Annotated in this window: 24 protein-coding genes; 15 read left to right on the top strand and 9 right to left on the bottom strand. The window is 67.0% G+C overall.

Going from position 1 to position 23,267, the window contains the following annotated elements:
* The first annotated feature begins 158 nt into the window (after nucleotides 1-158).
* A complete protein-coding gene (locus NATOC_RS03185) occupies nucleotides 159-1,898 on the top strand; it encodes a radical SAM protein (RefSeq protein WP_015319973.1) in 1,740 nt (579 codons plus the stop codon).
* A 108-nt stretch (nucleotides 1,899-2,006) separates the two neighbouring features.
* Nucleotides 2,007-2,414 (top strand): TRAM domain-containing protein, encoded by a 408-nt coding sequence (locus NATOC_RS03180; RefSeq protein ID WP_015319972.1) that lies wholly within the window; start codon nucleotides 2,007-2,009, stop codon nucleotides 2,412-2,414.
* Nucleotides 2,415-2,522: 108 nt separating this feature from the next.
* On the opposite strand, the gene treF is transcribed toward NATOC_RS03180, so the two are convergent.
* From treF to NATOC_RS03165, 3 genes are all read right to left on the bottom strand, one after another.
* Nucleotides 2,523-4,019 carry an alpha,alpha-trehalase TreF gene (treF, locus tag NATOC_RS03175; RefSeq protein ID WP_015319971.1) on the bottom strand — a complete coding sequence of 499 codons (1,497 nt, stop codon included), beginning with the start codon at nucleotides 4,017-4,019 and terminating at the stop codon, nucleotides 2,523-2,525.
* Nucleotides 4,020-4,124: 105 nt separating this feature from the next.
* Nucleotides 4,125-4,889 (bottom strand): heptaprenylglyceryl phosphate synthase, encoded by a 765-nt coding sequence (locus NATOC_RS03170; protein WP_015319970.1) that lies wholly within the window; start codon nucleotides 4,887-4,889, stop codon nucleotides 4,125-4,127.
* 84 nt (nucleotides 4,890-4,973) lie between these two features.
* The gene (locus tag NATOC_RS03165) at nucleotides 4,974-5,687 is read right to left on the bottom strand and encodes a YkgJ family cysteine cluster protein (protein ID WP_015319969.1); all 714 of its coding nucleotides are present in this window, start codon (nucleotides 5,685-5,687) and stop codon (nucleotides 4,974-4,976) included.
* Between the two features lie 122 nt (nucleotides 5,688-5,809).
* On the opposite strand from NATOC_RS03165, the gene NATOC_RS03160 reads away from it, so the two are divergent.
* A complete protein-coding gene (locus NATOC_RS03160; RefSeq protein ID WP_015319968.1) occupies nucleotides 5,810-6,073 on the top strand; it encodes a hypothetical protein in 264 nt (87 codons plus the stop codon).
* Here the strand turns inward: NATOC_RS03160 and NATOC_RS03155 are convergent.
* Both NATOC_RS03155 and NATOC_RS03150 read right to left on the bottom strand, forming a co-directional pair.
* The gene (locus tag NATOC_RS03155; RefSeq protein ID WP_015319967.1) at nucleotides 6,057-6,863 is read right to left on the bottom strand and encodes an MBL fold metallo-hydrolase; all 807 of its coding nucleotides are present in this window, start codon (nucleotides 6,861-6,863) and stop codon (nucleotides 6,057-6,059) included. The two genes, NATOC_RS03160 and NATOC_RS03155, sit on opposite strands and share 17 nt — an antisense overlap.
* A gap of 36 nt (nucleotides 6,864-6,899) precedes the next feature.
* Nucleotides 6,900-7,181: a MarR family transcriptional regulator gene (locus tag NATOC_RS03150; protein ID WP_015319966.1), complete on the bottom strand. Its 282-nt coding sequence runs from the start codon at nucleotides 7,179-7,181 to the stop codon at nucleotides 6,900-6,902.
* A 269-nt stretch (nucleotides 7,182-7,450) separates the two neighbouring features.
* Between NATOC_RS03150 and NATOC_RS03145 the strand changes: the two genes are divergently transcribed.
* Both NATOC_RS03145 and NATOC_RS03140 read left to right on the top strand, forming a co-directional pair.
* Entirely contained in the window at nucleotides 7,451-8,158 is a 708-nt protein-coding gene (locus NATOC_RS03145; RefSeq protein WP_015319965.1) for a class I SAM-dependent methyltransferase, read from the top strand.
* Nucleotides 8,159-8,210: 52 nt separating this feature from the next.
* Nucleotides 8,211-9,110, top strand: a complete 900-nt coding sequence (locus NATOC_RS03140) for a glycosyltransferase family 2 protein (protein ID WP_015319964.1) — start codon at nucleotides 8,211-8,213, stop codon at nucleotides 9,108-9,110.
* A 16-nt stretch (nucleotides 9,111-9,126) separates the two neighbouring features.
* Here the strand turns inward: NATOC_RS03140 and NATOC_RS03135 are convergent, their stop codons facing one another.
* Complete coding sequence (locus tag NATOC_RS03135; protein ID WP_015319963.1) at nucleotides 9,127-10,089, bottom strand: DUF368 domain-containing protein; 963 nt, start codon at nucleotides 10,087-10,089, stop codon at nucleotides 9,127-9,129.
* A 358-nt stretch (nucleotides 10,090-10,447) separates the two neighbouring features.
* On the opposite strand from NATOC_RS03135, the gene thsA reads away from it, so the two are divergent.
* A complete protein-coding gene (gene thsA / locus NATOC_RS03130) occupies nucleotides 10,448-11,992 on the top strand; it encodes a thermosome subunit alpha (RefSeq protein ID WP_049888876.1) in 1,545 nt (514 codons plus the stop codon).
* A gap of 79 nt (nucleotides 11,993-12,071) precedes the next feature.
* Nucleotides 12,072-12,419 carry a HalOD1 output domain-containing protein gene (locus NATOC_RS03125; protein WP_015319961.1) on the top strand — a complete coding sequence of 116 codons (348 nt, stop codon included), beginning with the start codon at nucleotides 12,072-12,074 and terminating at the stop codon, nucleotides 12,417-12,419.
* 11 nt (nucleotides 12,420-12,430) lie between these two features.
* Here NATOC_RS03125 and NATOC_RS03120 read toward each other — a convergent pair whose 3' ends face one another.
* Both NATOC_RS03120 and NATOC_RS03115 read right to left on the bottom strand, forming a co-directional pair.
* Nucleotides 12,431-13,243: an SAM hydrolase/SAM-dependent halogenase family protein gene (locus tag NATOC_RS03120; RefSeq protein WP_015319960.1), complete on the bottom strand. Its 813-nt coding sequence runs from the start codon at nucleotides 13,241-13,243 to the stop codon at nucleotides 12,431-12,433.
* A gap of 84 nt (nucleotides 13,244-13,327) precedes the next feature.
* The gene (locus tag NATOC_RS03115; RefSeq protein ID WP_015319959.1) at nucleotides 13,328-13,843 is read right to left on the bottom strand and encodes a nicotinamide-nucleotide adenylyltransferase; all 516 of its coding nucleotides are present in this window, start codon (nucleotides 13,841-13,843) and stop codon (nucleotides 13,328-13,330) included.
* 223 nt (nucleotides 13,844-14,066) lie between these two features.
* Here NATOC_RS03115 and lonB point away from each other — a divergent pair, with 223 nt between their 5' ends.
* From lonB to NATOC_RS03100, 3 genes are read left to right on the top strand one after another with little or no spacing between them, the layout of a single operon-like run.
* Nucleotides 14,067-16,274, top strand: a complete 2,208-nt coding sequence (gene lonB / locus NATOC_RS03110; RefSeq protein ID WP_015319958.1) for an ATP-dependent protease LonB — start codon at nucleotides 14,067-14,069, stop codon at nucleotides 16,272-16,274.
* Complete coding sequence (locus NATOC_RS03105) at nucleotides 16,275-17,225, top strand: CPBP family intramembrane glutamic endopeptidase (RefSeq protein ID WP_015319957.1); 951 nt, start codon at nucleotides 16,275-16,277, stop codon at nucleotides 17,223-17,225.
* Between the two features lie 25 nt (nucleotides 17,226-17,250).
* On the top strand, nucleotides 17,251-17,595 hold the full coding sequence (locus NATOC_RS03100) for a hypothetical protein (protein ID WP_015319956.1): 345 nt from the start codon (nucleotides 17,251-17,253) through the stop codon (nucleotides 17,593-17,595).
* Nucleotides 17,596-18,213: 618 nt separating this feature from the next.
* Here the strand turns inward: NATOC_RS03100 and NATOC_RS03095 are convergent.
* Nucleotides 18,214-18,684: an MGMT family protein gene (locus NATOC_RS03095; protein ID WP_015319955.1), complete on the bottom strand. Its 471-nt coding sequence runs from the start codon at nucleotides 18,682-18,684 to the stop codon at nucleotides 18,214-18,216.
* Between the two features lie 96 nt (nucleotides 18,685-18,780).
* Here NATOC_RS03095 and trpC point away from each other — a divergent pair, with 96 nt between their 5' ends.
* The 5 genes from trpC (at nucleotide 18,781) to NATOC_RS03070 (ending at nucleotide 23,266) form a co-directional block, all read left to right on the top strand.
* The gene (gene trpC / locus NATOC_RS03090; protein ID WP_015319954.1) at nucleotides 18,781-19,554 is read left to right on the top strand and encodes an indole-3-glycerol phosphate synthase; all 774 of its coding nucleotides are present in this window, start codon (nucleotides 18,781-18,783) and stop codon (nucleotides 19,552-19,554) included.
* Nucleotides 19,551-20,858 carry a tryptophan synthase subunit beta gene (trpB, locus tag NATOC_RS03085; protein WP_015319953.1) on the top strand — a complete coding sequence of 436 codons (1,308 nt, stop codon included), beginning with the start codon at nucleotides 19,551-19,553 and terminating at the stop codon, nucleotides 20,856-20,858. The genes trpC and trpB overlap by 4 nt, the downstream gene beginning before the upstream one ends.
* Nucleotides 20,855-21,733: a tryptophan synthase subunit alpha gene (gene trpA / locus NATOC_RS03080; protein ID WP_015319952.1), complete on the top strand. Its 879-nt coding sequence runs from the start codon at nucleotides 20,855-20,857 to the stop codon at nucleotides 21,731-21,733. The genes trpB and trpA overlap by 4 nt, the downstream gene beginning before the upstream one ends.
* 24 nt (nucleotides 21,734-21,757) lie before the next feature.
* On the top strand, nucleotides 21,758-22,552 hold the full coding sequence (locus tag NATOC_RS03075) for a 2-amino-3,7-dideoxy-D-threo-hept-6-ulosonate synthase (protein WP_015319951.1): 795 nt from the start codon (nucleotides 21,758-21,760) through the stop codon (nucleotides 22,550-22,552).
* Between the two features lie 117 nt (nucleotides 22,553-22,669).
* The gene (locus tag NATOC_RS03070; RefSeq protein ID WP_015319950.1) at nucleotides 22,670-23,266 is read left to right on the top strand and encodes an HdeD family acid-resistance protein; all 597 of its coding nucleotides are present in this window, start codon (nucleotides 22,670-22,672) and stop codon (nucleotides 23,264-23,266) included.
* Nucleotide 23,267: the final 1 nt, after the last annotated feature.

Below are 23,267 nucleotides of genomic sequence, written 5' to 3'. Positions count from 1 at the left end.
GTGCGTCGGGGATTTCGGGCGGGATCGAACGGGGACGGCGGTCGCGACGCGACTGCGGAGGGCGTTGGCTTCCAGGTCGCCGGCCGCAACAACGCGACGCGACTGCGGAGGGCGTTCGTGTAGTCACCGTTTTACCGCTCGAGGCGCTACCTGCCGCTATGACTGACCCCGAGACGCTGTCGGTGACGATCGTCGACGGCTACGTCGACGAGCCCGCTCACTTCGGGGTGCCGCCGTACATCTCGACGTACCCCCGCTACACCGCGGGAGCGCTTGTCGACGCGGGCGTCCCCCGCGAGGGGATCACCTACCACACGATCGACGGACTGCGCGATGAGCCCGATCGGTGGCGCGACGTCGACGAGACCGATCTCCTGATCTACCTGGGCGGGATGACCGTCCCCGGGAAGTACGTCGGCGGCACGCCCGCCGAGCCCGACGAGGTACGCAAGCTTGCCTGGACCGCAAGCGGAACGAGCCTGATGGGCGGGCCCGTCAAGTTCGGCGTCGGCGAGGAAAACGCCGGTGCCACGGAAACGGAACGGCAGGATCTGGACTTCGATTTCGTCGCCAAGGGTGACGTCGAGGCTGCCGTCCACGATCTCGTCGAGAGCGGGCTCGAGGGGTTCAACAACCGGATGCGCGATATCGACGAAGTCTCCCGGTGGGCACAGGAGGGCGCCTTTATCGTCGAGCAACACCCCAACCACCCAGAGTACCTGATCGCCGAGCTCGAAACCTCTCGAGGGTGTGCCTACCGGTGTTCGTTCTGTACCGAACCGCTGTACGGCAACCCGACGTTCCGCCCGCCGCCGTCGGTCGTCGGCGAGGTCGACGCCCTCTCCGATCTGGGGGTGAGACACTTCCGAATCGGCCGCCAGGCCGACATCCTCGCCTACGGCGGCGACGGCGAGGCGCCCAACCCCGACGCCTTGCGCTCGCTGTACGGCGGGATCCGCGAGGTCGCGCCCGACCTCGAGACGCTGCATCTGGACAACATGAACCCCATCACGATCGTCGAGTGGCCCGAAAAATCTCGTGAGGGGATCCGAATCATCGCCGAGCACAACACGCCCGGTGACACCGCGGCGTTCGGGCTCGAGTCGGCCGACCCGCTGGTCCAGGAAGAGAACAACCTCAACGTCACCGCCAAGGAGTGTTTCGAGGCCGTCAAGATCGTCAACGAGGAGGCTGGCTGGAGGCCGGGAGGGCCGAGAGATCCGAAGCCCGCCGACCACGCGAGTGCGGCCGAGGACGCCCCGACGCGTCTCCCCAAGCTCCTACCCGGGATCAACCTCCTGCACGGGCTCAAGGGCGAGCGCGAGGAGACCTACCAGCGCAACCTCGACTTTCTCCACCGGGTGTACGACGAGGGGTACATGCTCCGCCGGGTGAACATCCGGCAGGTGATGTCGTTTGACGGCACCGAGATGAGCGATACGGGTGCGGAGATTGCAAACGACCACAAGAAACTGTTCAAGCGCTACAAGCAGCAGGTCCGCAAGGAGATCGACAACCCGATGCTCGCTCGGGTCGCGCCCCGCGGCACCGTCCTGCCGGACGTCCACCTCGAGTACCACCAGGACGGGAAGACGTTCGGCCGCCAGCTGGGCACGTACCCGCTGCTCGTTGGCATTCCCGGCGAGCGTCCGCTCGGAGAGACGACCGACATCGCGGTCGTCGACCACGGGTACCGCTCCGTAACGGGCGTACCGTACCCGCTGGATCTCAACGCAGCGTCGATGGACGAGCTGACGACGATCCCGGGAATCGGCGACTCGACGGCGGGCGACATCGTCGTCAACCGGCCCTACGAGTCGGTGGCCGACGCCGAGTTCGGCGGCGAGGTCGATATCGAGGGGTTCGCGACGGCACGGCCGCTCGAACACGCCGACTGACCGGTTCTGTGCCGGACGAGACGACCCGGGACTGGGACGGTCCACCACGGTAGTCGTTCGGTAGTTCTATTACGGTCGGCACGCAGAGTCACACTCGAGGGTCTACCTGTGGAAATATCTGAAAAACTGTTGTGTTTGTTCAGTACGGAAGTCTCGGAAGAGGAGGATCGGTACGTCATCGAGGTGCCACGACAGGAAGTCGAAACCGGCGATATCGACGCCGGTGACGTCTACCGCGTCGCACTCATCTCTCGTGATGAAGCAACCGAGGACGCCTCGGGCTCGGCGTCCCAACCCCAGACCGCACCGTCCGAGCCCCAGCCGCCGGTCGACGTCAACGAGACCCGGTACGTCGAGATCGAGGACATCGGCAAACAGGGCGACGGCATCGCCCGCGTCGAGCGGGGGTACGTGATCATCGTGCCCGGCGCCGAGGTCGGCGAGCGCGTCAAAGTCGAGATCACCGAGGTCAAGTCGAACTTCGCGGTCGGCGAGATCATCGAAGACACGTTCTGAGGGGGGTTCGAGCGCGGTCGACGGACCGCGCCAACCAGGTCCGCTCCGTCGCGACGAACCGCTCGAGCCGTCGGTACGCAGAAAGGGTCGGTCCGCGAGCGGCGCTGCTCAGTAAAACAGTGCCGGGAGCGCCAGCGCGACGCCGTTCGTCCAGCCGAAGCCGAACTGCAGCGGGTACTCGCCGCCTCCGCCGACGCCAGAGCCCCCGGCGACGTCGTACTTCTCGAGCATCAGCCCGCTGCGATCGAAGACGTCGCGGTTGAGATCGAGCCAGCGGCCGGCGATCGTCTCCGCGAGCTCGTCGTGGCCGTACTGGCGGAGACCCACGACAGTCATCCAGTGCAGCGGCGCCCACCCGTTCGGGGAGTCCCACTGCTCGCCCGACTCGGTCAGCGTCGTCACCAGCCCGCCGGGGTGGAGAAACCGTTCCTCGAGGTGGGCGGCGACCGCGGCCGCCTGGTCCTCGGTTGCCAGCCCGCAAAACAGCGGCACCGCCGCGGCGAGCGACCAGCTGTCGGTTCGCCGCTCCTCGGTCCAGCAGTAATCGAAGTAAAAACCCGCCTCGGCGTCCCAGCAGGAGGCGTCGATCGCCTGCTGGCGCCGCCGTGCGGCCCGGGCGTACCGGTCGGCCTCGCCCAGGTTCCCGCGGGCCCGCTCCCACCGCGAGAGGTTGTGCTCCAGGGCGTAACAGAGGGCGTTCAGGTCGACCGGGAGCAGCTCGGTCGTCCGGATCGTCGCCAGCTCGTCGCCCGCGAGCCACCGGCTGCTGAAGTCCCAGCCCGACTCGCAGGCCGCCCGGACGTCCCGGAACAGCTCCCGGTCCGGACGCGCGGTCGACTCGGCGAGTGCGACGTCCTCGTGGTACGATTCCTCGCGCGGGGCCGCGCGATCGTCCCAGTATCGGTTCAGTGGTCCGTCGTCGGTGTGGACGACGCGTCGGACGGCACGGTCGTCCTCGGAGACGTCGCTCCGGCCGTCCATCCAGAACTCGTACTCGCGGCAAAGCGCCGGCAGGTACGGCCGGACCGCCTCGAACCCGCGTTCGTTCTCGAGGATGTCGAGGAGGTGACAGAACATCGGCGGATTCGATCGGCTCGAGTAGTAGATGCGGTTTCCGTTGGGAACGCAGCCGTACCGGTCGATAAGCGCCGCGAAGTTCTCCGCGAGCTCGTCGATGAGATCGAGCCGCCCGGTGACGGCGAGCCCGGTCGCGGTGAAGTAGGTGTCCCAGTAGTAGCTCTCGCGAAACCGTCCGCCGGGGACGACGTACCGACTCGGAACCGACAGCAACGTGCTTCCGTCGACCTCCTCGGCGGGCTCCCTGATGAGGTACTCCCAGAGCTCGTCGATGTAGCGCTCCATCGAGAGCCGCGACGGGTCGGCGGCGGTGACGGGATCCTCCGGGAGGGCAAACGAGTCGGAAACGAAGGCCTCGAGATCGAAGTCGGGCTCGCCGCGTCGCTGCTCGAAGCGCTTCCTGATCGCCTCGCTCTCACCGCGGGGGATCGCGTCGACGAACGTCTTCGAGTCTTCGAGCGTCCGCGACAGCTGGACGGTCTCGAAGAGCTCTCCGGCGAGTTGCGGGTACGAAGAAAGCGAGCCCATACGGTCGCGATAGCTGGACCGGTTTTATTTCGGTTATGATTTCGAACGTTACGTAGAACGATCAACGTCGGAGATTCGTTCCGAACGACGGCGAGGACGGAGGACCTATCGAGGGATCGTCTCCCGGAACGTCTCGGGGTCGTCGTGGAAGCAATCACCGACGACAACGGCGTCCGCGCCGGCCTCGAGGACCTCGCGGGTCTTCTCGGCGCTGTCGATCCCGCCGCCGTAAAGCAGCGTCGTTTCCTCCAGATAGCGTGCGGCCGCCTCGACGTCTTCGGTCCCGCCGTAGGTGCCCGAGTACTCGACGTAGAAGATCGGAAAGCCGTAGAACGATTCGGTCGCCAGTGCGGCGCCGGCGACCTCCTCGGGGGTGTACTTCGCGTTGACCCCCGAGACGGCCGCGGCGGTCGAGTCGAGGTGTTGAACGACGTACCCTTCGCCGACGAGTTTGTCCGCGAGTTCGGCGACTACGTCGACGCCCTTCGAGGCGATCAGTTCGCCGACGAGCGGGACGCTCGAGCCCAGCAGCTCGTCGGGTTTCTTTCCGACCTCGGTGAACAGCTCGAGGTGTTTGCCCACGAAGTGGTCCCGGTCGCCGTTGTAGACGGCGGGGATCGAGACGGCGTCGGCCGCCTCGACGGTCTCCCGGGAGACGTGGTCGGAGCTGTAGGGTTCCTGGCAGACCGGCAGCGACGGAAACGAGTCGGCGACCCGTTCGATCGCAGCCAGGCTGTTTGCCTCGGTGACGTCGTCAGAGCCGCCGACGAGCACCAGATCCGTCCCCTCGAGGGCGCCGAGATCCGACGGGAGGGGTTTCGCCGGATCGACCTTGGTGACGTGGCTGATCGCGTCCCAGTCGATGTCCATAGCCACGGATCCCGCGGTCGGCGCAAAATCCTGTCGGTCTCGGGCGCGGCCGTCTCGGGGCACGGGTCCGCGGGCACTACCGGGTTAGTCCTCGAGAGAGGTTCCGTCGATCCGTTTGGCTCCCTCGGAGTCGTGGACGACGATCTCGCCCGGCTCCGGATCGGCGGGCTCGTAGTTGTCTCGGACGCCGATCGCCTCCTCGAGCTCTCGAACAGCGCGTTCCTTCAGCGTCCGGGCGAGCTCCTCGGCGTCCTCGCGGGAGATCTCCCGGCCGAGCCCCTCACACTCGTGGGCGCGGACGACACCCTCCTCGTCAACCGCCTCGCCCATCGGCTGGCTCGTGCCCGCGAGTCCGACGCTAAAGGGGTAGGTACGACAGATCAGCGGGCGGTCGTCGTGGACGGTGCAGGCGCCGACGCCGTCGTCGTCCTCGGCGTAAAACGCACAGTCGCCACAGCCGTCGTTCTGGAGCGCCCACTCGAAGGTCTCGCCCTCGAGGCCGTCCTTGCCCTCCGTGAGTCCGTACGGCATCGGTCTGGCGACGTCGCGCCAGTCCCGCTCGTCGGCCTCGGAGACCGCGTCGTCCTCGCCTCCGTCAGCTCCGACCGAGGCGGTCTCTGCGTCCTCGAGCCGGCGGACCTCGTCGGGGAACACCGTCGCCGTATGCTCCTCGTCGCCGTGTCCCGTACAGCAGGCGCCACAGCGGGTGCACTCGAAACCGATCGACTCGATGGCGTCGGCCAGGTCGTCGACGGCGAGCTCGCGGGCGGTCTCGAGTTCGGACTCAAGCGATTGCACACCAGTTCGTACGCCTCGAGGGGCAAAAGCCGGTCGCTTGGGAGTTCCCTTTACTCAACAGACCGGAGTGTCGTCTCGAACGGGAACGAACCGTTAGGATCGATCGAGTTCTACGTTACCACATGGCAACGCTCAACGAGGAGATGGCCGACGTCCAGACCGAGATCGATCGCGTCCGGGAACGGCTTCGGATGGAGGTGCCCGAGCTGTTCGCGTTCGACGTTACCGTCACCGCGATCGAGTACAACGCGAACCACAACAGCGTCGCGTGTACCGTCGAACCGAGCTCGGAGGCCCAGAAACAGATCGCCGAGGAGTTCGGCGGCGTCCGAGTCAAAACGGAAGACCAGCTCAGCTTCGAGTTCCAGTTCACCTCGACCGAGTAGCTCCCGATCCGGTGGCTGCGACGTCCTCGCCGTTCCACTCGACGCGGTCCTCGACAGCGAGCTTCTCGAGGTGGGCTCGTACCGTCGCCCGCGCGAGGTCGCGGACACCCGAGAGATCCTTCTCGTAGGCCGCCTCGAGGACGTCCGGGAGCGTGCGCGCGCCGTCCTCGACTGCCTCGAGGACGCGTCGCTCACGCCGGTTCCGGTGGGCGATGAGCCGTTCGAGGGTCTCCCGGGGAGTCTCGATGACGGGGCCGTGGCCCGGGTACAGCGTCGGTGGATCGATCGCCCGGAGCCGACGCAGCGTCGTCAGGTACGCCCGCAGATCGCCCTCGGGGGCGCCGACGACGACGCTGCCCTCACGGACCGCACAGTCGCCACAGACGATCGGGCCGTCCTCGCCCGCCTCGAACGCGAGGTGGTCCGGCGCGTGACCCGGGGCGTCGAGGACCCGCACCCGCTCGTCGCCGAGACCGATCGTCGTGCCGGGACGGAGCTGTCGGTCGGGGTCGACTCCCGTCGCCTCGCGGAACCGCTCGGTGCGGCCGTACCGCGCCCAGACGGTCGCGTCGGTCTCGGCCGCGTAGGCCGCGACCGCGCCGACGTGGTCGGGGTGGGTGTGGGTGACGACGATGTGGTCGACGGATCGGGCCGCGACCAGGGCATCGAGCGCGTCGGTTCGGGCCGCGGGATCGACGAGGACCGACGGCTCCTCGCCGAGCAGGTAGGCGTTGGTCTCACCGCCGGGCGCGCGGGTCGGCACGGAGACGGCACTGGAAACGACGTTCACAGGCGGACGTTACGGTCGAGGGAAAAGGAGGTGTCGTTACCGTTTCAGGAAGTACACCTGCTTGCGTGCGTCCCGGAAGCTGTACCGGGAGCCGATCAGCTCGACGTCCTCGAGGCGGTTGAGCGCGTAGCGGACGGTCCGGTCGGGCAGCAGCGACTCCTCGGCGAGCTGGCCCTGGGAGAGCGGCGATTCGGTTTCGAGGACCTTGGCGACGAGCTTCGCGCTCGGAGGCAGGTCACGGAGGCGGTCGCGGTACTCTTCGTCGGAGAGTGACTCCTCGGTAGCGGCAGCACGTTCCTCTGCGGTACTCATGCTCATACCACTCACAGCGGAGTCAGTAGTGGTAAAGCTTCCCTATATGTGGATACGAACAATCCAGTTTGTATAAGGTGTCTAGACGTCATATTACCACCCTCGAGCGACGGGTCCGCCCGCGAACGGACCGATCAGCTCGCCGAGGAACCGAACGCGTCGGACAGCGCCGCCATCGGCGTCGTTTCCGTGCTGTGTGGAGCTGTCAGATATCGGACGGTCCCCGGGCGACTCCAGTATCGTTTTATCCCATCGCCGCTGTAGTTGGAGCCAGTGTGAAAGGACAGGAGTGGTACCAGGCCGACGACGTCGCCGCCGAGTACGACGACAAGCGCTTCTCCCAGGGCGGACAGCTGATCGACCGCCGGGAGAAGGAGGCCGTACTCGACGCGATCATGCCCGTCGAGGGCCGCAACGTCCTCGAGATCGCCTGTGGTACCGGGCGGTTTACGGTCATGCTCGCCGAACGCGGCGCAGACGTCGTGGGGCTGGACATTTCGGCGGCGATGCTGCAACAGGGACGCAAGAAAGCGCAGTCGGCAACCCTCGAGGGAACCCTCGAGTTCCTGCGGGGCGACGCCGGACGGCTACCGTTTCCGGACGATCACTTCGACACCGTCATCGCGATGCGGTTTTTCCACCTGGCGGACGACCCCGAGGCGTTCCTCCGGGAGATGCGCCGGGTCTCGCGCGACCAGATCGTCTTCGACACGTTCAACCGCTTTTCGGCCCGCAGCGTCTACAACTGGGCGCTACCGATGGGATCGCGGCTCTACTCGAAAAGCGAGGTCAGCGTGTTGCTCGCGAAGACCGACCTAACGCTGGTCGACGTCGAGGACGACTTCCTGGCGCCGTACGGACTCTACCGGTCGATCCCGAACCGACTGGCGACCGCGATCCGCACGCTCGACGAGACGGTCGGCGGGCATCCGGTGACCGACCACTTCGCGTCGGTTTCCTACTGGAACACCCGGGTCAGGTAGTCGGGATCGAATCCCACCCTCTTTTTATCCTCGGACGCGGCTACTATACGGTATGGAGCTCTCGGTAGTCGTCTCGACGCTCAACGACCGGGAGCGACTGCTGTCCTGTCTCGACGCGCTCGAGGCCGAAACTCCCGACGAGACGGAGCTCGTCGTCGTCAACGGCCCCTCCTCCGACGGCACCACAGGGGTCGTCCGCGAGCGCGAGGACGTCGACGTCCTCGTCGAGATCTCCGAGCGAAACCCCAACGTTTCCCGTAACGCCGGCTTCGAGACGGCGACGGGCGATATCGTCGCCTTCCTCGACGCCGAGTACGCGATCGAGCCGGGGTGGTACGGCGCCCTCGCGGACGCGGTCGCCGACGGCGCCGACGTCGTCGCCGGCCCGACCGGCGACGTCGACGGAACCGACGGCGCCGAACGCAGCCGATCGATCGCCGGCCGAGACGTGACGCTGTTCGACGGGGGGAACGTCGCGTTCGATCGCACCTCGCTCGAGGCCCTGGATGGGTTCGACGAGTACCTCGAGGACGACGGCGCACGCGACTGCGCCCACCGCGTGGGCGGGCTCGGCTTCGAGGTCGCCTGGGAGCCGTCGATGGCCGCCCGCAGCGACGTCGGCGCCGACGGGGGACGGGCCGACCCCGACTGGGGGACGACCTACCGAGCGCTGGCCTACGGGCTCGGGAAGAACTACGGACCCCGACCGACCGTCCTCGGGCGGACCGTCGGCAGCGCGATCCGGGACGGGGCCGCCGGAGTTCGGGAAATCGTCACCGGCGACGCGACGCCGACGGGCTGGTTCTCCGACGGCGTCGACGTCGTCACGAACGCCACCGTCGGTCTCAAAGACGGAGTCCGAGCCCGATACGCCGACCGATCGACCCGGCGGAACCCCAACGGGGTGTCGGTTCGGCACGATCGGGCGGTTCGGATCTACGACCGCCGGTAGTCCACGCGTACAGTTCTCACTCGGGATCGAACCCGCCCGCGAGCCGATCGAGCGCGAACAGCGCGACCGCACCGACCACCGCCCAGGCCGCGGTCAGTGCCAGGACGTCGCCCGTCAGGGCGTGTGCGGCGGCGACCTCGTGGAGCGGCGCAGGAATCGAGCCGGCGATGAGCCCGACCAGAAAGAGCAGCGTCAGCTCCCGGTGGCGATCCAGCGCGAACCGGACCACCCGCGCGATCGTGACGAGGCCGACGACGCCGCCGGCGACGAAGACGACGACCGTCGTTCCGGGATCGAGGACGCCCGCGAGGCTGCCGTTGCCGAAGGCGAGATCCCGGAGCGACTGGAGGAAGGCGGTCAGCTCCGAGGAGAGGAAGACGTACTGGCCCAGCAGGATCAGGATGAGCGAGCCCGAGACCCCGGGAAGGATCATCGCGCTGATCGCCAGCCCGCCCGAGAGAAAGATCAGGACGGCGCCACTGCCCGGCAGCTGGAGGACGTTGGCCGCGACCAGCAGGGCGAGGACGGTGCCGGCGGCGGCCGCGAGGGCGTGTCGGGCCGAGGCGAAGGTGAGACTCCGGAAGAGCACGACGGCGGAGGCGGCGATCAGCCCGATGAAAAAGCCAAAGAGCGCGATCGGGTTCGACTCCGCCAGTGCCGTAACTGCGCCCGCGATGAGCGCGACGGCGGTGACCATCCCGACACCGAGGGGAAGCAGGAACTGGAGATCCATCTCGAGGAGCGCTTCCTTGGCGCGCCCTCGTCGATCGGAATCGTACCCTCTGAGGACGTCGATCGCTCGGCCCGGCGTGAGCGCGGTGACGGCGGCGATCAGCCGGCCGTAGAAGCCAAGCAGCAAGGCGACGGTGCCGCCGGAGACGCCTGGGAGGGCGTCGGCGGTCCCCATACAGAGCCCGTAGCAGTAGACCCGCAACACGGAGAGGCGCAGTCCGAGCCGCTGTTCGAGAGCGTGTAACATACCTGAGAGTCACCGTCCGATCGTCGTCGACGGCGGCGCACCGACCGCCCGTTTCGCGACCATACGTAGCGAACGTTTCGGCTCCGACATAAATCGACTCACTCGGTCCGGCGGATGCGAACCCGACACAGCCCCGGTTCGGCGGTTCGACGGGGTCAGCGACGTCGTTTCGAACGGAATCGGCGATGCTGGAAGCGACGGCGCCCGGTTCCCCCTGGAGCGAGGGTGTGTCGACCAGTACCAGGGAAAATCGCAAGACGGGAGTGCGCCGGGTAGCAAAAAAGTTATATAGAAGTGCTAACGACATGGTTACTGAGGATCCACAATGGCACAACAGCAACGCATGGGCGGACAGCCGATGTTTATTCTGAGCGAGGACAGCCAGCGAACCCAGGGCCGAGACGCCCAGTCGTCGAACATTATGGCCGGCAAGGCCGTCGCCGAGTCGGTACGGACGACACTCGGCCCCCGCGGGATGGACAAGATGCTCGTCGACTCGGGCGGCGAGGTCGTCATCACCAACGACGGCGCGACCATCCTCAACGAGATGGACATCGAACACCCCGCGGCCCAGATGCTCGTCGAGGTCGCCGACTCCCAGGAGGAGGAGGTCGGCGACGGAACGACGACGGCGGCCGTGATCGCCGGCAACCTGCTCGGTGAGGCCGAGGACCTCATCGAACAGGACGTCCACCCGACGACGATCGTCGAGGGCTACCACGAGGCCGCCGAGATCGCCCTCGAGGCGATCGCCGAGCAGGTCAGCGAAGAGACCGTCGACGACGAGGTGCTCAAGCAGGTCGCCGAATCCAGCATGACGGGCAAGGGAACCGGCGGCCTGACCGCCGAGTCGCTGGGCGAGACGGTCGTCGAGGCCATCCGCCACGTCGAGGACGACGACGGCGTCCACCGGGACAACGTCACCGTCCACACCCAGATCGGTGCGTCCTCGAACGCGACCGAGCTCGTCCCCGGCATCGTCATCGACGAGGAGGCCGCTCACGACTCGATGCCCGGCGAGGTCGAGGACGCCTCGATCGCCGTACTGGACGTCGAGCTCGGCGTCCGCACCGGCGAGATCGACGCCGAGTACGCCATCGACTCGATCGACCAGCTCAACCAGGCCATCGACGCCGAGGAAAGCGAAGTACAGGGGTACGCCGAGACGCTGGCCGAGAGCGGTGCGGACGTCGTCTTCACGACCGACGACGTCGACGACCGCGTCAGCGCCCACCTCGCGAAGGAAGGCGTGCTCGTCTTCGACAACATCGGTAACTCCGACGCCCGACAGATCGTCTCCGCGACCGGCGCCAACCGCGTCGGCGCCCTCGAGGACCTCGAAGAGGCGGACTTCGGCGCGGCCGACCGCGTCCGTGCACAGAACTACGGCGACGACGATCTCGCGTTCGTCGAGGGTGGGGCGGCCGCCGAGGCCGTCACCGTCTTCGTCCGCGGCGGCACCGAACACGTCGTCGACGAACTCGAGCGGGCCATCGGCGACGCCCTGGACGTCGTCTCGACGGCGCTCGACTCGGGCGAGGTCGTCCCCGGCGCCGGCGCGACCGAGATCGCCATCGCCGACAAGATCCGCTCGGAGGCCGCCGGCATCGAGGGCCGCAAGCAGCTCGCGGTCACCTCCTTCGCCGACGCCTTAGACGTCGTTCCGCGGACGCTGGCGACCAACACCGGCCAGGACCCGATCGACACCCTGGTCGACCTGCGTGCGGCCCACGAGGGTGGCGAGCGCGCCGGTCTCATCACCGACGGCGAGACCGTCACCATCGACGACCCCTTCGAGTACGGCGTCGTCGACCCCGCCGACGTCAAACGCGAGGCCATCGAGAGCGCGACCGAGGCCGCGACGATGATCGTCCGCATCGACGACGTCATCGCCGCCGAGTAAGGTCGCAGTCGTATCTCTCCCCGAACTAATTGTATTTTTGACGATAGAGTTAAGGAATAATGTACGAACAGGCTGTAGTATGTCCGTCTCACCTCCCTCGGATCGGCTGACCCCGATCGACGACGCGGCCGGCCGAACCGTCTACTACGACGCGGACCGCGACACCTACCACGTGTGGTGGACTGACGACGGGCCCCAGTCAGCGAGCACGGCGCTGGTGTTGGCCGTCGGAGCGGTCCTCGAAACCGATCCGGCGGAGCTCGAGGCCCTGTCGCGACGGGTCGATCCCGACGCGCTCGACGCGTTGTTCTCCCACTGGGCGCGCCACGGTCTCGAGAGCGGACGCGTCTCCTTTCAGTTTGCCCGCTGTTCGGTCACCGGGTACGCCTCCGGCGAGTTCCGTATCGAACTCCCCGACAGCGACTGAGCCGACGGCGATCACGACTCGGGCTCGAGGACGACCCGGTCGCCGACCCCGAGTTCGAACGCCGTCTCGCCCCGGCCCTGGTTGACGTCGAGCTCGACGTAGCCGTGGCTCCCGACGGTCGCGAGCCGCTGGCCGACCGGAACGGCCGCGAAGGTATCGCCGACGGGGACGGGCTCGCTGTTCGCGAGGACGCGCTCGCGGCCCTCGAGGTAGCTCCCGGGGACGTTCGTGACGACGTTGCCGAAATCGTCGACGACCAGCACCTCGCCGTCGGCCCGTCCGTCCTCGACTGTCGCCTCGGGTAACGCGAGCTCGACGCGGTCGTCGGTGTCCTCGAGTATCGCGAGCGAGCCGAGCCGATCGCGGTCGGCCCCGTGGACCGCGGCCGCGGCGGGCGCGAAGACGTCCCGCCCGTGGAAGGTGTTGCTTCGCGGGCCGGCGCCGGAGCTCGCCGCCGACTCGCCCGCGGGGACGACCGGGTCGAGCGCACGCTCGTCGATCGCGTACGTTTCGAGCGATTCGTCGCCGGCGAGACGCCGGGCCGCAGGAACCAGGACGCCGTTGTCGGGACCGACGAGCGCATGGTCGCCGGCCCGGATCGCGATCGCCGCGCGGTCGGTGCCGACGCCTGGATCGACGACGACCAGATGGGTCGCCGGCGGGAAGTACGGCAGCGTCTCCCGGAGCCAGAACGCCGCGGTGCGGACGTCCTGGCGCGGGAAGTCGTGGCCGACGTCGACCAGTCGCGCGTCGGCCCGCCGGAGCAGGACGCCTTTCATCGCGGCGGGATACGGCGTTCCGAAGTCTGACGCGAGCGTAATCATGGGCTGGGGTAGGGCACGGTCGATGAAAACGGATACGGCTCGCGGACGTCACGAGGCGGGGCGTCGTCGTCGGATGCCGTCGCGCTACTCGCCGTTCGAGTCCGATCCGCTGACCATCTGGATCCGCTCGATCCCGTCTATCTCCTCGATAACCTCGACGACGGCCTCCGGGACCAGCGACTCCCAGTCGCCGCCGTTGATCATCCGCTCGCGAACCTCGGTCCCCTCGAGGACGTCGCGGTTGAACATCGGCGACTGGCGCACCTCGAAGTCGGCCTCGCGGAACAGCTGGATGACAAGCGGGTTGTTCGAGTAGGCGACGTCGAAGTGTGGGCTCATGCTGCGGACGTGGCTCACCCACACCGAGTTCCGATCCAGGTCCTCGATCGGGACGGCGTAGGTCACGAGGTCGGTGTCGACCAGCGACTTGGTGATCATCATGATCCGCTCGCCGGCAGTGAACGGGTTGCGCACGGAGTGTGAGTCGTCGGCGCTTCCGATTCCCAGAACGAGCTCGTCGACGTCCTCGGCGATCTGGGCGACCATGTTGCGGTGGCCGTTGTGGAACGGCTGGAAGCGACCGATGTAGAACCCCCTCATGGCGAGTACTGTTTTGGGATCCCGCTTAAGCGTGGCGTAGTTCGTTCGCGGGTCGGCGTACGGTCGGTATTTACCGTCGATCGCGAACGTCGGCACCGTCCCCGCCGGACCGATCGGGCGCTTCGAGCCCCGTAGCTACCGATTTCGGCACTACCCGTTGCGATCCGCATGGGGAAAGTATATCAGTCGCAATCCCTTCGAATCAGGTACTGAACAGAGTTCTATGAGTAACGATACGAACGTTGACGACTCCTCCGAAGGCACATCTGAGGCCGCTCCCGGCGAGGCCGAACGGGAGCAGGTCCCGGACCGCCAGGAGGATCGGTCGCCAGTGACCGAGTCCGGCGATCGGCCCGACGAGTCCGACGAACGGTCGAACGAGGAGTTCGGCCGCGAATCGGGGCCTGACGAGTCCGAGCAACGTCCGTCCGACGGGTTCGACGAGGAACCCGACGACGAGGACGACATCGAGACGGTCGAGGACCTCGGCAGCGAGGTTGACGTCGATCCCGGTGTCGAGATCGACGAGGAAAACGCCGAGGACGACCTGCTCGGCGGCCTCAAGATCGACTCGACGGCAGACATCGAGGTTCCGGATCGGCTCGTCGACCAGGTCATCGGACAGGACGAGGCGCGTGACATCATCATCAAGGCCGCAAAGCAACGGCGCCACGTGATGATGATCGGCTCGCCGGGGACCGGGAAGTCGATGCTGGCCAAGGCGATGAGCCAGCTGCTCCCCCAGGAAGATCTCCAGGACGTGTTAGTCTACCACAACCCCGACGACGGCAACGAGCCGAAGGTCCGGACGGTTCCGGCGGGGAAGGGCGAACAGATCATCGACGCCCACAAGGAAGAAGCCCGCAAGCGCAACCAGATGCGCTCGATCCTGATGTGGATCATCATCGCGATCGTCGTCGGGTACGCGATCCTCTCCGGCCAGATCCTGATCGGGATCCTCGCGGCGGGTATCATCTGGTTTATCTTCCGGTACACCTCGCGGGGCACGGACGCGATGGTGCCGAACATGATCGTCGACAACGGCGACCAGCGCCAGGCGCCCTTCGAGGACGCCACCGGCGCCCACGCCGGTGCACTGCTGGGCGACGTCCGCCACGACCCGTTCCAGTCCGGCGGGATGGAGACGCCCAGTCACGACCGGGTCGAGCCCGGCGGCATCCACAAGGCCAACAAGGGCGTGCTGTTCGTCGACGAGATCAACACGCTCGACGTCCGCACCCAGCAGAAGCTGATGACGGCGATCCAGGAGGGCGAGTTCTCCATTACGGGCCAGTCCGAGCGCTCCTCGGGCGCGATGGTCCAGACCGAGCCCGTCCCCTGTGACTTCGTCATGATCGCTGCGGGGAACCTCGACGCGATGGAGAACATGCACCCCGCCCTGCGCTCGCGGATCAAGGGGTACGGGTACGAGGTGTACATGGACGACACTATCGAGGACACCCCCGAGATGCGCCGGAAGTACGCCCGGTTTATCGCCCAGGAGGTCGACCGCGACGGGCGGCTCCCCCACTTCACCCGCGAGGCCGTCCAGGAAGTCATCCTCGAGGCCAAGCGCCGCGCGGGCCGCAAGGAGCATCTCACCCTCGAGTTCCGGAGCCTCGGCGGACTGGTTCGGGTCGCCGGCGACATCGCCCGAGCCGAGGACGCCGAGCACACGACCCGAGAGGACGTCCTCGAGGCGAAGGGCCGCTCGCGCTCGATCGAGCAACAGCTCGCCGACGACTACATCGAACGGCGCAAGGACTACGAGCTCCAGGTCACTCACGACGGCATGGAGGGACGCGTCAACGGCCTCGCGGTCATGGGCGAGGACTCGGGGATCATGCTCCCCGTGATGGCCGAGATCGCACCCGCCCAGGGCCAGGGCCAGGTGATCGCCACCGGTAAACTCCAGGAGATGGCCGAAGAGTCGGTCCAGAACGTCTCGGCGATCATCAAGAAGTTCTCCGACGTCAACCTCTCGGAGAAGGACGTCCACATCCAGTTCGTCCAGGCCGGTCAGCAGGGCGTCGACGGCGACTCCGCCTCCATCACGGTGGCGACGGCCGTCATCTCCGCCCTGGAGGACATTCCGGTCGACCAGTCGGTCGCGATGACCGGGTCGCTGTCGGTTCGGGGCGACGTCCTCCCGGTCGGCGGCGTCACCCACAAGATCGAGGCCGCCGCCAAGGCTGGCTGCACCAAGGTCATCATCCCCAAGGCGAACGAGCAGGACGTGATGATCGAAGACGAGTACGACGAGATGATCGAGATCATCCCCTGTTCGAACATCAGCGAGGTTCTGGACGTCGCCCTGATGGGCGAACCCAAGAAGGACTCGCTGGTCGATCGGCTCAAGTCGATCACCGGATCGGCGTTCGACCAGCAGGCCGTCGGCTCGGCCAGCGGCTCGAACCCGAGTCCCCAGTAGATGACCAGCTGGACGGCGTTCGCGGCGATCACGGGCGTCGTCCTCATCGTCCTTCTCGTTCTCTCGCATTTCACGCAGTCCGCGTTCGACGAGATCGATCTCGAGGACGTCACCGACGACTCCAGCGACGCGGACGACACGTCGGTCGCCGAGCGTGAACGTGACGACGCCGTCGAGCGTGACGCCGAAGGCGAACCCGCGACGACGAACACCGCACCGACAGCGCCGGAGCCGGCAGCCGATCGCCGCGGGATCGACCCCGACGAGAACGTCGCACCCGACGCGACCGAGCCGAACAGACAGCGGCGTCCGCAGACGCGCGAGGACGGCATCGATCCCGACGCGTTGACCACGGGGGCGGTGCTTGCCAACGTCGCGGTTTCCCAGGGGCTGTTCGCGCTCGTGTTGGTGGGTGCCGTCGTCTACACCGGCGTGCCGGCCGACGCGCTCGGGATCGAGTTCTCGCGGGCGTACCTCGAAACGGGGCTGATCGTCGGCACCGCAGTCGGGATCGTCCTCTATCTCGCCAACGAGGTCGGCGCCGCGCTCGCGACGCGACTGGGGTTTGACCACGACGAACAGCTCCGGGAGCTGCTCGCACCCGACACGGGGCGGGGGTGGGTCGCCCTGCTCGGAGGCGTGCTCCCGCTGATCGCCGTCTTCGAGGAGCTTCTGTTTCGGGCGGCGCTGATCGGCGCGCTCTCGGTCGGGTTCGGAGTCTCGCCGTGGCTGCTCGCGGTGGCGTCCTCGGTCGCGTTCGCGCTCGGTCACGGGATGCAGGGCGACGTCGGCGTCGTCGTCACCGGACTGCTCGGATTCGTGCTGGCGGCGGTCTTTATCGTAACCGGGAGCTTCCTGGTGGTCGTCGTTGCCCACTACCTGATCAATGCCTTCGAGTTCGTCGTCCACGAGGGGATCGAGCTCGAGTGGGCCCGAACCCTCGAAAGCTAAGGGTCCCCGGCCGCTGGGGTCGGGTATGAGCGATACGATCGAGCTCTCGGCGTCGATGCGGCGGTTGATCGTCTACGGAATCCTGCTTTACTTCGCGCTGTTCGCGTACGCCACCTTCGCCGAGGACGCGCTGGCGATGCTCGCGACGGAGTTTGCCTTCGGCGTGATCGCGGTCGGGATCGGCGCGATCCTCTACGGGGAGGCCGAGAAGACGCGGTCGGTGGTGATGGCTGCGGCGGTCTGTCTGATCGCGGGCGGGGTGCTCCAGTTCGCGCACCTGGCCAGCGGGCTGGTGGTCGTCGATCTGGCGAGCACGCTGCTGGTCTATGCCGGTATCGGGTGCTACATCTACGCGGCCTGGAACAGCTAGGTATCCCAGTAGAGAGTAGTACGAATTATTCCCACGGAATGTTTTGTGACATCAGTGTCACATACAGGCGGAACAGGTAACGCTGCGGTGCGGTTCAAGTACGGCACCCGCGAGCGACCATCGGGAGCGAGCGGTTTTTTAGCGTAGATTTTTGGAGGAGTGGTGAGCGAGCCACGCGATCGAACCCGACGAGAAAAAGGTACGTGGGCATCTCTGCGTAACGCCTGTTCATTTCAAGCGCAATTGTACTCAAGAGCGACAGCCGCTACATATAGTGGCCCACGAACCAATCAGTAGAGTAAACATATCTCTTGTCGAAGAGTACATGAATAAGCATATGAAAACTAGTGGTATGGAACGAAGTAGGGCGCTCACAGTATATCTCATTGTTCCGTGTGTCCTCTATGGAACTGCCTTCGTAATCGTGTTAACCCAGTTTTCGGATACGGTCGATACCAACACTCTTAGACTGTCTCATGCAGTTTTCGGAGCGGTAATAGCGATACTTCTCTTCACTAAAAAGGATGAACTGTCTGACGATAGCTAAGTACGCTCTACGTAACGATTCAGCCGATCCGAGTTCCTCGTTCTGATAAAAATACGTAGTACCAACTACTGCTACAGCCCCTCGAGCGAGCGCAGCTTCTGCTCGATCGGCGGGGGCGCGGCGCTCGGTCCGTCGCGGACCCGATGGTCCGGGACGAGAATCGGTGCGGGGTTGCTGTCGAGCGCCGTCCGGACCAGCGTCAGATCCGCATCGTCCTCGTGATCGAGCTCCGGAGTCATCCGTGTCAGGGTCCGGACGTCGACCTGGTCGCCGTACGGGATCTCCCGAACCCCCTCGAGCACCGCGCGCTGGTCGGTCGGCATCGTCATCGCGACCTGGACGTCGTCGAACGCGATCTCCTCGAGCCCGTCGAGATATTCGAAGATCCGATCGAGGACGGGGTGGGCGTCCTCGGCGTCGTCCTCGGGCGTCTCGGGGAACGTGACACGCAACACCCGTCCGCCCGCGACGCCGACCTGCACGTATCGGTCGAGGTACGACGACTCCCGCGCGTAGATCCCGGCGTCGGTGACATCCTCCATGGACGGCGATACGGGCGACGGGCTTGAATATTCGCCGGTCGGTCGGACGCCACGGACGCAAGTCTTATGTACACAACAGTACGTCGATGTACAATAATGACCTCTCAAACGGAGCTCGACTCCGCGGTCCGGGAGATCCTCGCGGCCGCGCGGGAGCGCTCGACCGACGGCCGGGAGCGGGTGTCGGTCGACGCGCGATCGCTGCCCGACGCGCTGGCCCGGGCGGAGCGCGAGGGCCGCGTGCCGATCGTCGCGGAGGTAAAGCCGACGAGCCCGACCGCCGAGGGCACACGCGCGGACGACCCGGTCGAGCTGGCCGAGGCGATGGTCGCGGGCGGCGCGGCGGCGATCTCGGTGCTGACCGAACCCGACCACTTCGGGGGCTCCCCCGAGGCCCTGCGACGGATCCGACAGGCCGTCGACGTCCCCGTGTTGCGGAAGGACTTCCTGCTCCGCGAGGCCCAGCTAGACGCTGTCGAGGCCGACCTCCTCCTGCTCATCGCGCGGTTCGTGGACGATCTGGAGAAGCTGGTAACCGCCGCCCGCGAGCGAGGGTTCCAGCCGCTCGTGGAGGTTCACGATCGCGACGAGCTCGAGGACGCCCTCGCGGCCGGCGCCGAGATCGTCGGGATCAACAACCGGGATCTCGCGCGCCTCGAGGTCGATCTCGGAACGTTCGAGTCCGTGGCGCCCCACGTGCCAGACGACGTGACCGTGATCGCCGAAAGCGGCGTCTCCTCGCCGGCGGACGTCCGGCGGATGCGTGCGGCGGGCGCCGACGCCTTGCTCGTCGGCAGCGCGATCATGGACCACGGCGAGGAGAGCGACGTGACCGAGAACGTGCGACGACTGACGGAGACAACACAATGAGTAAACCGGAACGAAACCGCGACCGAGACAGCGAGGCGACGTTCGGCGAGTACGGCGGCCAGTACGTCCCCGAGGCGCTGATGCCTGCCCTCCAGGAGCTCGAGGACGCCTTCGAACGCTACGTCCTCGAGAACGAGGACGGCTTCATGGACGAGTTCCGCGAGCGGATGCGGGACTTCGGCGGCCGACCGACCCCACTGCAGCGCGCGGATCGGCTCAGCGAGCGCTACGACCGCGAGATCTACCTCAAGCGCGAGGATCTGGTCCACGGCGGCGCTCACAAGCTCAACAACGCGCTGGGGCAGGTCCTGCTGGCCAAGTACATGGGCAAAGAACGGATCGTCGCCGAGACCGGGGCCGGCCAGCACGGCACCGCGACGGCGATGGCCGCGGCCCACCTCGATATGCCCTGCGAGATCTACATGGGCCGAACCGACATCAACCGCCAGCGCCCGAACGTCTACCGGATGCGAATGAACGGCGCCGACGTAAATCCCGTCGACGCCGGCAGCGGCACCCTGAAGGAGGCGATCAACGAGACGATGCGCGACTGGGCGACGACCGTCGAGCGAACCCACTACGTGATCGGCTCGATCGTCGGTCCCCACCCCTTCCCGAAGCTGGTTCGGGAGTTCCAGTCGGTGATCGGTCGCGAGGCCCGCGAGCAGATCCGCGAGCAGGCGGGCCAGCTCCCCGACAGCGTCCTCGCGTGTGCGGGCGGGGGGTCGAACACCATCGGGGCCTTTCACGAGTTCGTGCCCGACGACGACGTCGACCTCGTCGCCGTCGAGGCGGGCGGCTCGAGCCTCGAGATCGACGAGGCAGAGGGCGTCGCGCCGAACTCCGCGACGCTGTCGACGGGGACCGACGGCGTGCTCCACGGCGCGATGACCAAGCTGCTCCAGAGTACGGAGGGCCAGATCGTCGAATCCCACAGCGTCAGCGCGGGACTGGACTACGCCGGTGTCGGCCCCGAACTCTCCCATCTCGTCGCCACCGGACGGGTGACGCCCGTCAGCGTCCCCGACGAGGCGGCGCTGAACGGCTTCCACCGCCTCTCGAACCTCGAGGGGATCATCCCAGCGCTCGAGTCCTCCCACGCCCTCGGGTACCTGGAGCGCGCGGCGGGCCCCGCCGCGGATGATCGAGCGGCGAAGCCGCGAGACGCGAACCACGAGGAGCTCGGCGAGCTCGTCGTCGTCAACGTCTCCGGCCGGGGCGACAAGGATCTCGAAACCGTCCTCGAGGAGACCGAGAAGCGCGATCTCGAGGCCGCGCCGGACGTGGAGGTGTTCGACCGGTGAGCGAGATCGAGGACGCCATCCGCGAGAACCATCCCGCCCTGATCACGTACATCACCGCGGGCGATCCCTCGCTCGAGGACACCAAAGAGTACGTCGAGGCCCTGGACCGTGGTGGCGCGGACCTGATCGAGCTGGGGCTGCCGTTCTCGGAGCCGATCGCCGAGGGGCCGACGATCCAGGCGGCAATCAACCGCGCGCTCGAGGCAGGGACGACCCCCGAGGGCTTCTTCGAGCTGGTCGAGGACCTCGAGACCGAGGCGCCGCTGCTGGTGATGACCTACTACAACATGCTGCTCCAGTATGGGCCAAGCGAGGCGCAACGCGCCTCGGAAGGTGACGCGGCAAAACCGCGGAACGAAGCCGACGTTCGGCCGTTCGTCGAGCGCGCCGCCGAGGTCGGGCTCTCCGGAATCATCGTCCCCGACCTGCCCGCGGAAGAGGCCGGCCCGCTGCGATCGGCCTGTGACGACCACGGGCTCGACCTCGTCTTCATCGTCGCGCCGACGACCGAGGGCGAGCGCCTTGATCGGATTATGTCCCAAATCTCGGGCTTCGCGTACGTCCAGGCTCGTCTCGGCACGACTGGCGCGCGCGCGGACGTCTCGAACGCCACCCACGACAGCCTCGCGCGACTCGAGGAGTACGACGTGCCCAAGGCGGTCGGCTTCGGCGTCAGCGAGGGCGACCACGCGGCCGAGATCGTCGAGGCCGGCGCCGACGGCGTCATCGTCGGCAGCGCGCTCGTCGACATTATTGCCGAACACGGCGAGGGCGACGTCCCCGCGGCCGACGCCCTCGAGGCCAAAGCGGCAGAGCTCAAACGCGGCGCGGTCCGCGGCGCCGGGGTAGATGTACCGGAACCAGAACAGCCATAACCACCTGATTGCTAGACACTCGCAATGACTACAGGCACCGAGGCACGACTCGAGCGGATCGGTACAGACGGATCGTACGTAATCGTCCCGATGGACCACGGCATCACGATGGGTGCCGTCCAGGGGCTGAAAGACATCGAATCGACGATCGACGGCGTGACACGCGGCGGCGCCGACGCCGTCCTCACCCAGAAGGGGATCGCCCCGCGGGTCCACGACAACAAGAACGGCAAGGGGTACATCGTCCACCTCAACGGGTCGACGACGATCGGCCCAGACGAGCAGGACAAACGGGTAACCGGCACCGTCGAGGAGGCGATCCGCGTCGGCGCCGACGCCGTCTCCTTCCACATCAACGTCGGCTCGGACTACGAGCCCGATCAGACCAGCCAGCTCGCGGAGATCACTGCGAAGGCCGACCGGTTCGGTATCCCCGTCCTCGCGATGGCCTACGCCCGCGGTCCGGGAATCGACTCGGCCGACCCCGAGTCGCTCGGCCACGCCGTCCGCCTCGCCGAGGAGGTCGGCGCCGACGTCGTCAAGACGGGCTACAGCGGCGACGCTGACAGCTTCAAACACGTCGTCGAGTCGACCCGCCTCCCGGTCGTCATCGCCGGCGGCTCGCGAGGCACCGACCGAAACACTCTCGAGATGGTCCGGGGCGCCATGGACGCCGGCGGCGACGGGATCTCGATGGGGCGCTCGATCTTCCAGCACGAGGACCCAGAGGCGATCGCGACGGCCGTCGCAGGGATCGTCCACGACGATCTCTCGGTCGACGAGGCGCTGACCGAGTCGGGGCTGGCACTCGAGGTCTGATCGGTCGTCCGTCTCGCTTGCGCTCGACCCTCTCACGCGCCGACCGGTCCGGTTTTCGGAGTTACTGTCAGCTCGTGAACAACCGCTATCTCCTCGCGGCGCCTACTCAGTAGCGGTATGAGCGAAACCGAAACTTCCACCGAACCCGATGCGTTCTCCCTGCGACGCAACTGGCGAACGCTCGCCCTCGCGGGGGGTGTCGTTGCACTGCTCGGACTGCTCGCGATGACCCTTCCGTTCGCGACCGGAATCGCGATGGGCGTCCTCGTGGGCGCGTTGTTGCTCGTCGGCGCAGTCGTCCACGCCGGACACGCGTTCACCGCACGCGGCTGGCGGGGGTCGCTCTGGCAGCTGGCCCTGGCGGCCGTCTCGGCCGTCGCCGGGATCGTCATCCTCGCGGATCCGATCGTCGGACTGCTGAGTCTGACGATCCTGGCAACCGCCTACCTGCTCGTCGAGGGGATCGCGGAGCTCGCGGCGAGCCTGCGGATGAGCGACGGCAGCGGACGAGGGTGGATCGCGGCCAGCGGAGTGGCGTCGATCGTCCTCGCTGGGCTGCTCTGGGCCGGCTTCCCCGCCGACGCGGCCTGGGCGATCGGACTGCTCGTCGGGATCAGTCTCCTGACGACCGGGCTCTCGATGGTCGCCGTCGCCTACGGCGGCCGTCGTCTCGACGAGGACGTCGCTGGCGCGACCGAACCCCGGCGCGCCTGAC

The organism is Natronococcus occultus SP4, assembly GCF_000328685.1.
GTDB lineage: Archaea > Halobacteriota > Halobacteria > Halobacteriales > Natrialbaceae > Natronococcus > Natronococcus occultus.
Note: the sequence above shows the minus strand (reverse complement) of the source record. Positions and strands in the feature narration are given on the sequence as shown.

Excerpts from the sequence above, each read along its gene's own strand:
- thsA (WP_049888876.1), top strand. The coding sequence starts at position 10,448 with ATGTTTATTCTGAGCGAGGACAGCCAGCGAACCCAGGGCCGAGACGCC.
- NATOC_RS03185 (WP_015319973.1), top strand. The coding sequence starts at position 159 with ATGACTGACCCCGAGACGCTGTCGGTGACGATCGTCGACGGCTACGTC.
- NATOC_RS03095 (WP_015319955.1), bottom strand. The coding sequence starts at position 18,684 with ATGGAGGATGTCACCGACGCCGGGATCTACGCGCGGGAGTCGTCGTAC.
- trpB (WP_015319953.1), top strand. The coding sequence starts at position 19,551 with ATGAGTAAACCGGAACGAAACCGCGACCGAGACAGCGAGGCGACGTTC.
- treF (WP_015319971.1), bottom strand. The coding sequence starts at position 4,019 with ATGGGCTCGCTTTCTTCGTACCCGCAACTCGCCGGAGAGCTCTTCGAG.
- trpC (WP_015319954.1), top strand. The coding sequence starts at position 18,781 with ATGACCTCTCAAACGGAGCTCGACTCCGCGGTCCGGGAGATCCTCGCG.
- NATOC_RS03100 (WP_015319956.1), top strand. The coding sequence starts at position 17,251 with ATGAGCGATACGATCGAGCTCTCGGCGTCGATGCGGCGGTTGATCGTC.
- NATOC_RS03075 (WP_015319951.1), top strand. The coding sequence starts at position 21,758 with ATGACTACAGGCACCGAGGCACGACTCGAGCGGATCGGTACAGACGGA.
- NATOC_RS03170 (WP_015319970.1), bottom strand. The coding sequence starts at position 4,889 with ATGGACATCGACTGGGACGCGATCAGCCACGTCACCAAGGTCGATCCG.
- NATOC_RS03150 (WP_015319966.1), bottom strand. The coding sequence starts at position 7,181 with ATGAGCATGAGTACCGCAGAGGAACGTGCTGCCGCTACCGAGGAGTCA.
- lonB (WP_015319958.1), top strand. The coding sequence starts at position 14,067 with ATGAGTAACGATACGAACGTTGACGACTCCTCCGAAGGCACATCTGAG.
- NATOC_RS03105 (WP_015319957.1), top strand. The coding sequence starts at position 16,275 with ATGACCAGCTGGACGGCGTTCGCGGCGATCACGGGCGTCGTCCTCATC.
- NATOC_RS03115 (WP_015319959.1), bottom strand. The coding sequence starts at position 13,843 with ATGAGGGGGTTCTACATCGGTCGCTTCCAGCCGTTCCACAACGGCCAC.
- NATOC_RS03120 (WP_015319960.1), bottom strand. The coding sequence starts at position 13,243 with ATGATTACGCTCGCGTCAGACTTCGGAACGCCGTATCCCGCCGCGATG.
- NATOC_RS03135 (WP_015319963.1), bottom strand. The coding sequence starts at position 10,089 with ATGTTACACGCTCTCGAACAGCGGCTCGGACTGCGCCTCTCCGTGTTG.
- NATOC_RS03125 (WP_015319961.1), top strand. The coding sequence starts at position 12,072 with ATGTCCGTCTCACCTCCCTCGGATCGGCTGACCCCGATCGACGACGCG.
- NATOC_RS03160 (WP_015319968.1), top strand. The coding sequence starts at position 5,810 with ATGGCAACGCTCAACGAGGAGATGGCCGACGTCCAGACCGAGATCGAT.
- NATOC_RS03140 (WP_015319964.1), top strand. The coding sequence starts at position 8,211 with ATGGAGCTCTCGGTAGTCGTCTCGACGCTCAACGACCGGGAGCGACTG.
- NATOC_RS03070 (WP_015319950.1), top strand. The coding sequence starts at position 22,670 with ATGAGCGAAACCGAAACTTCCACCGAACCCGATGCGTTCTCCCTGCGA.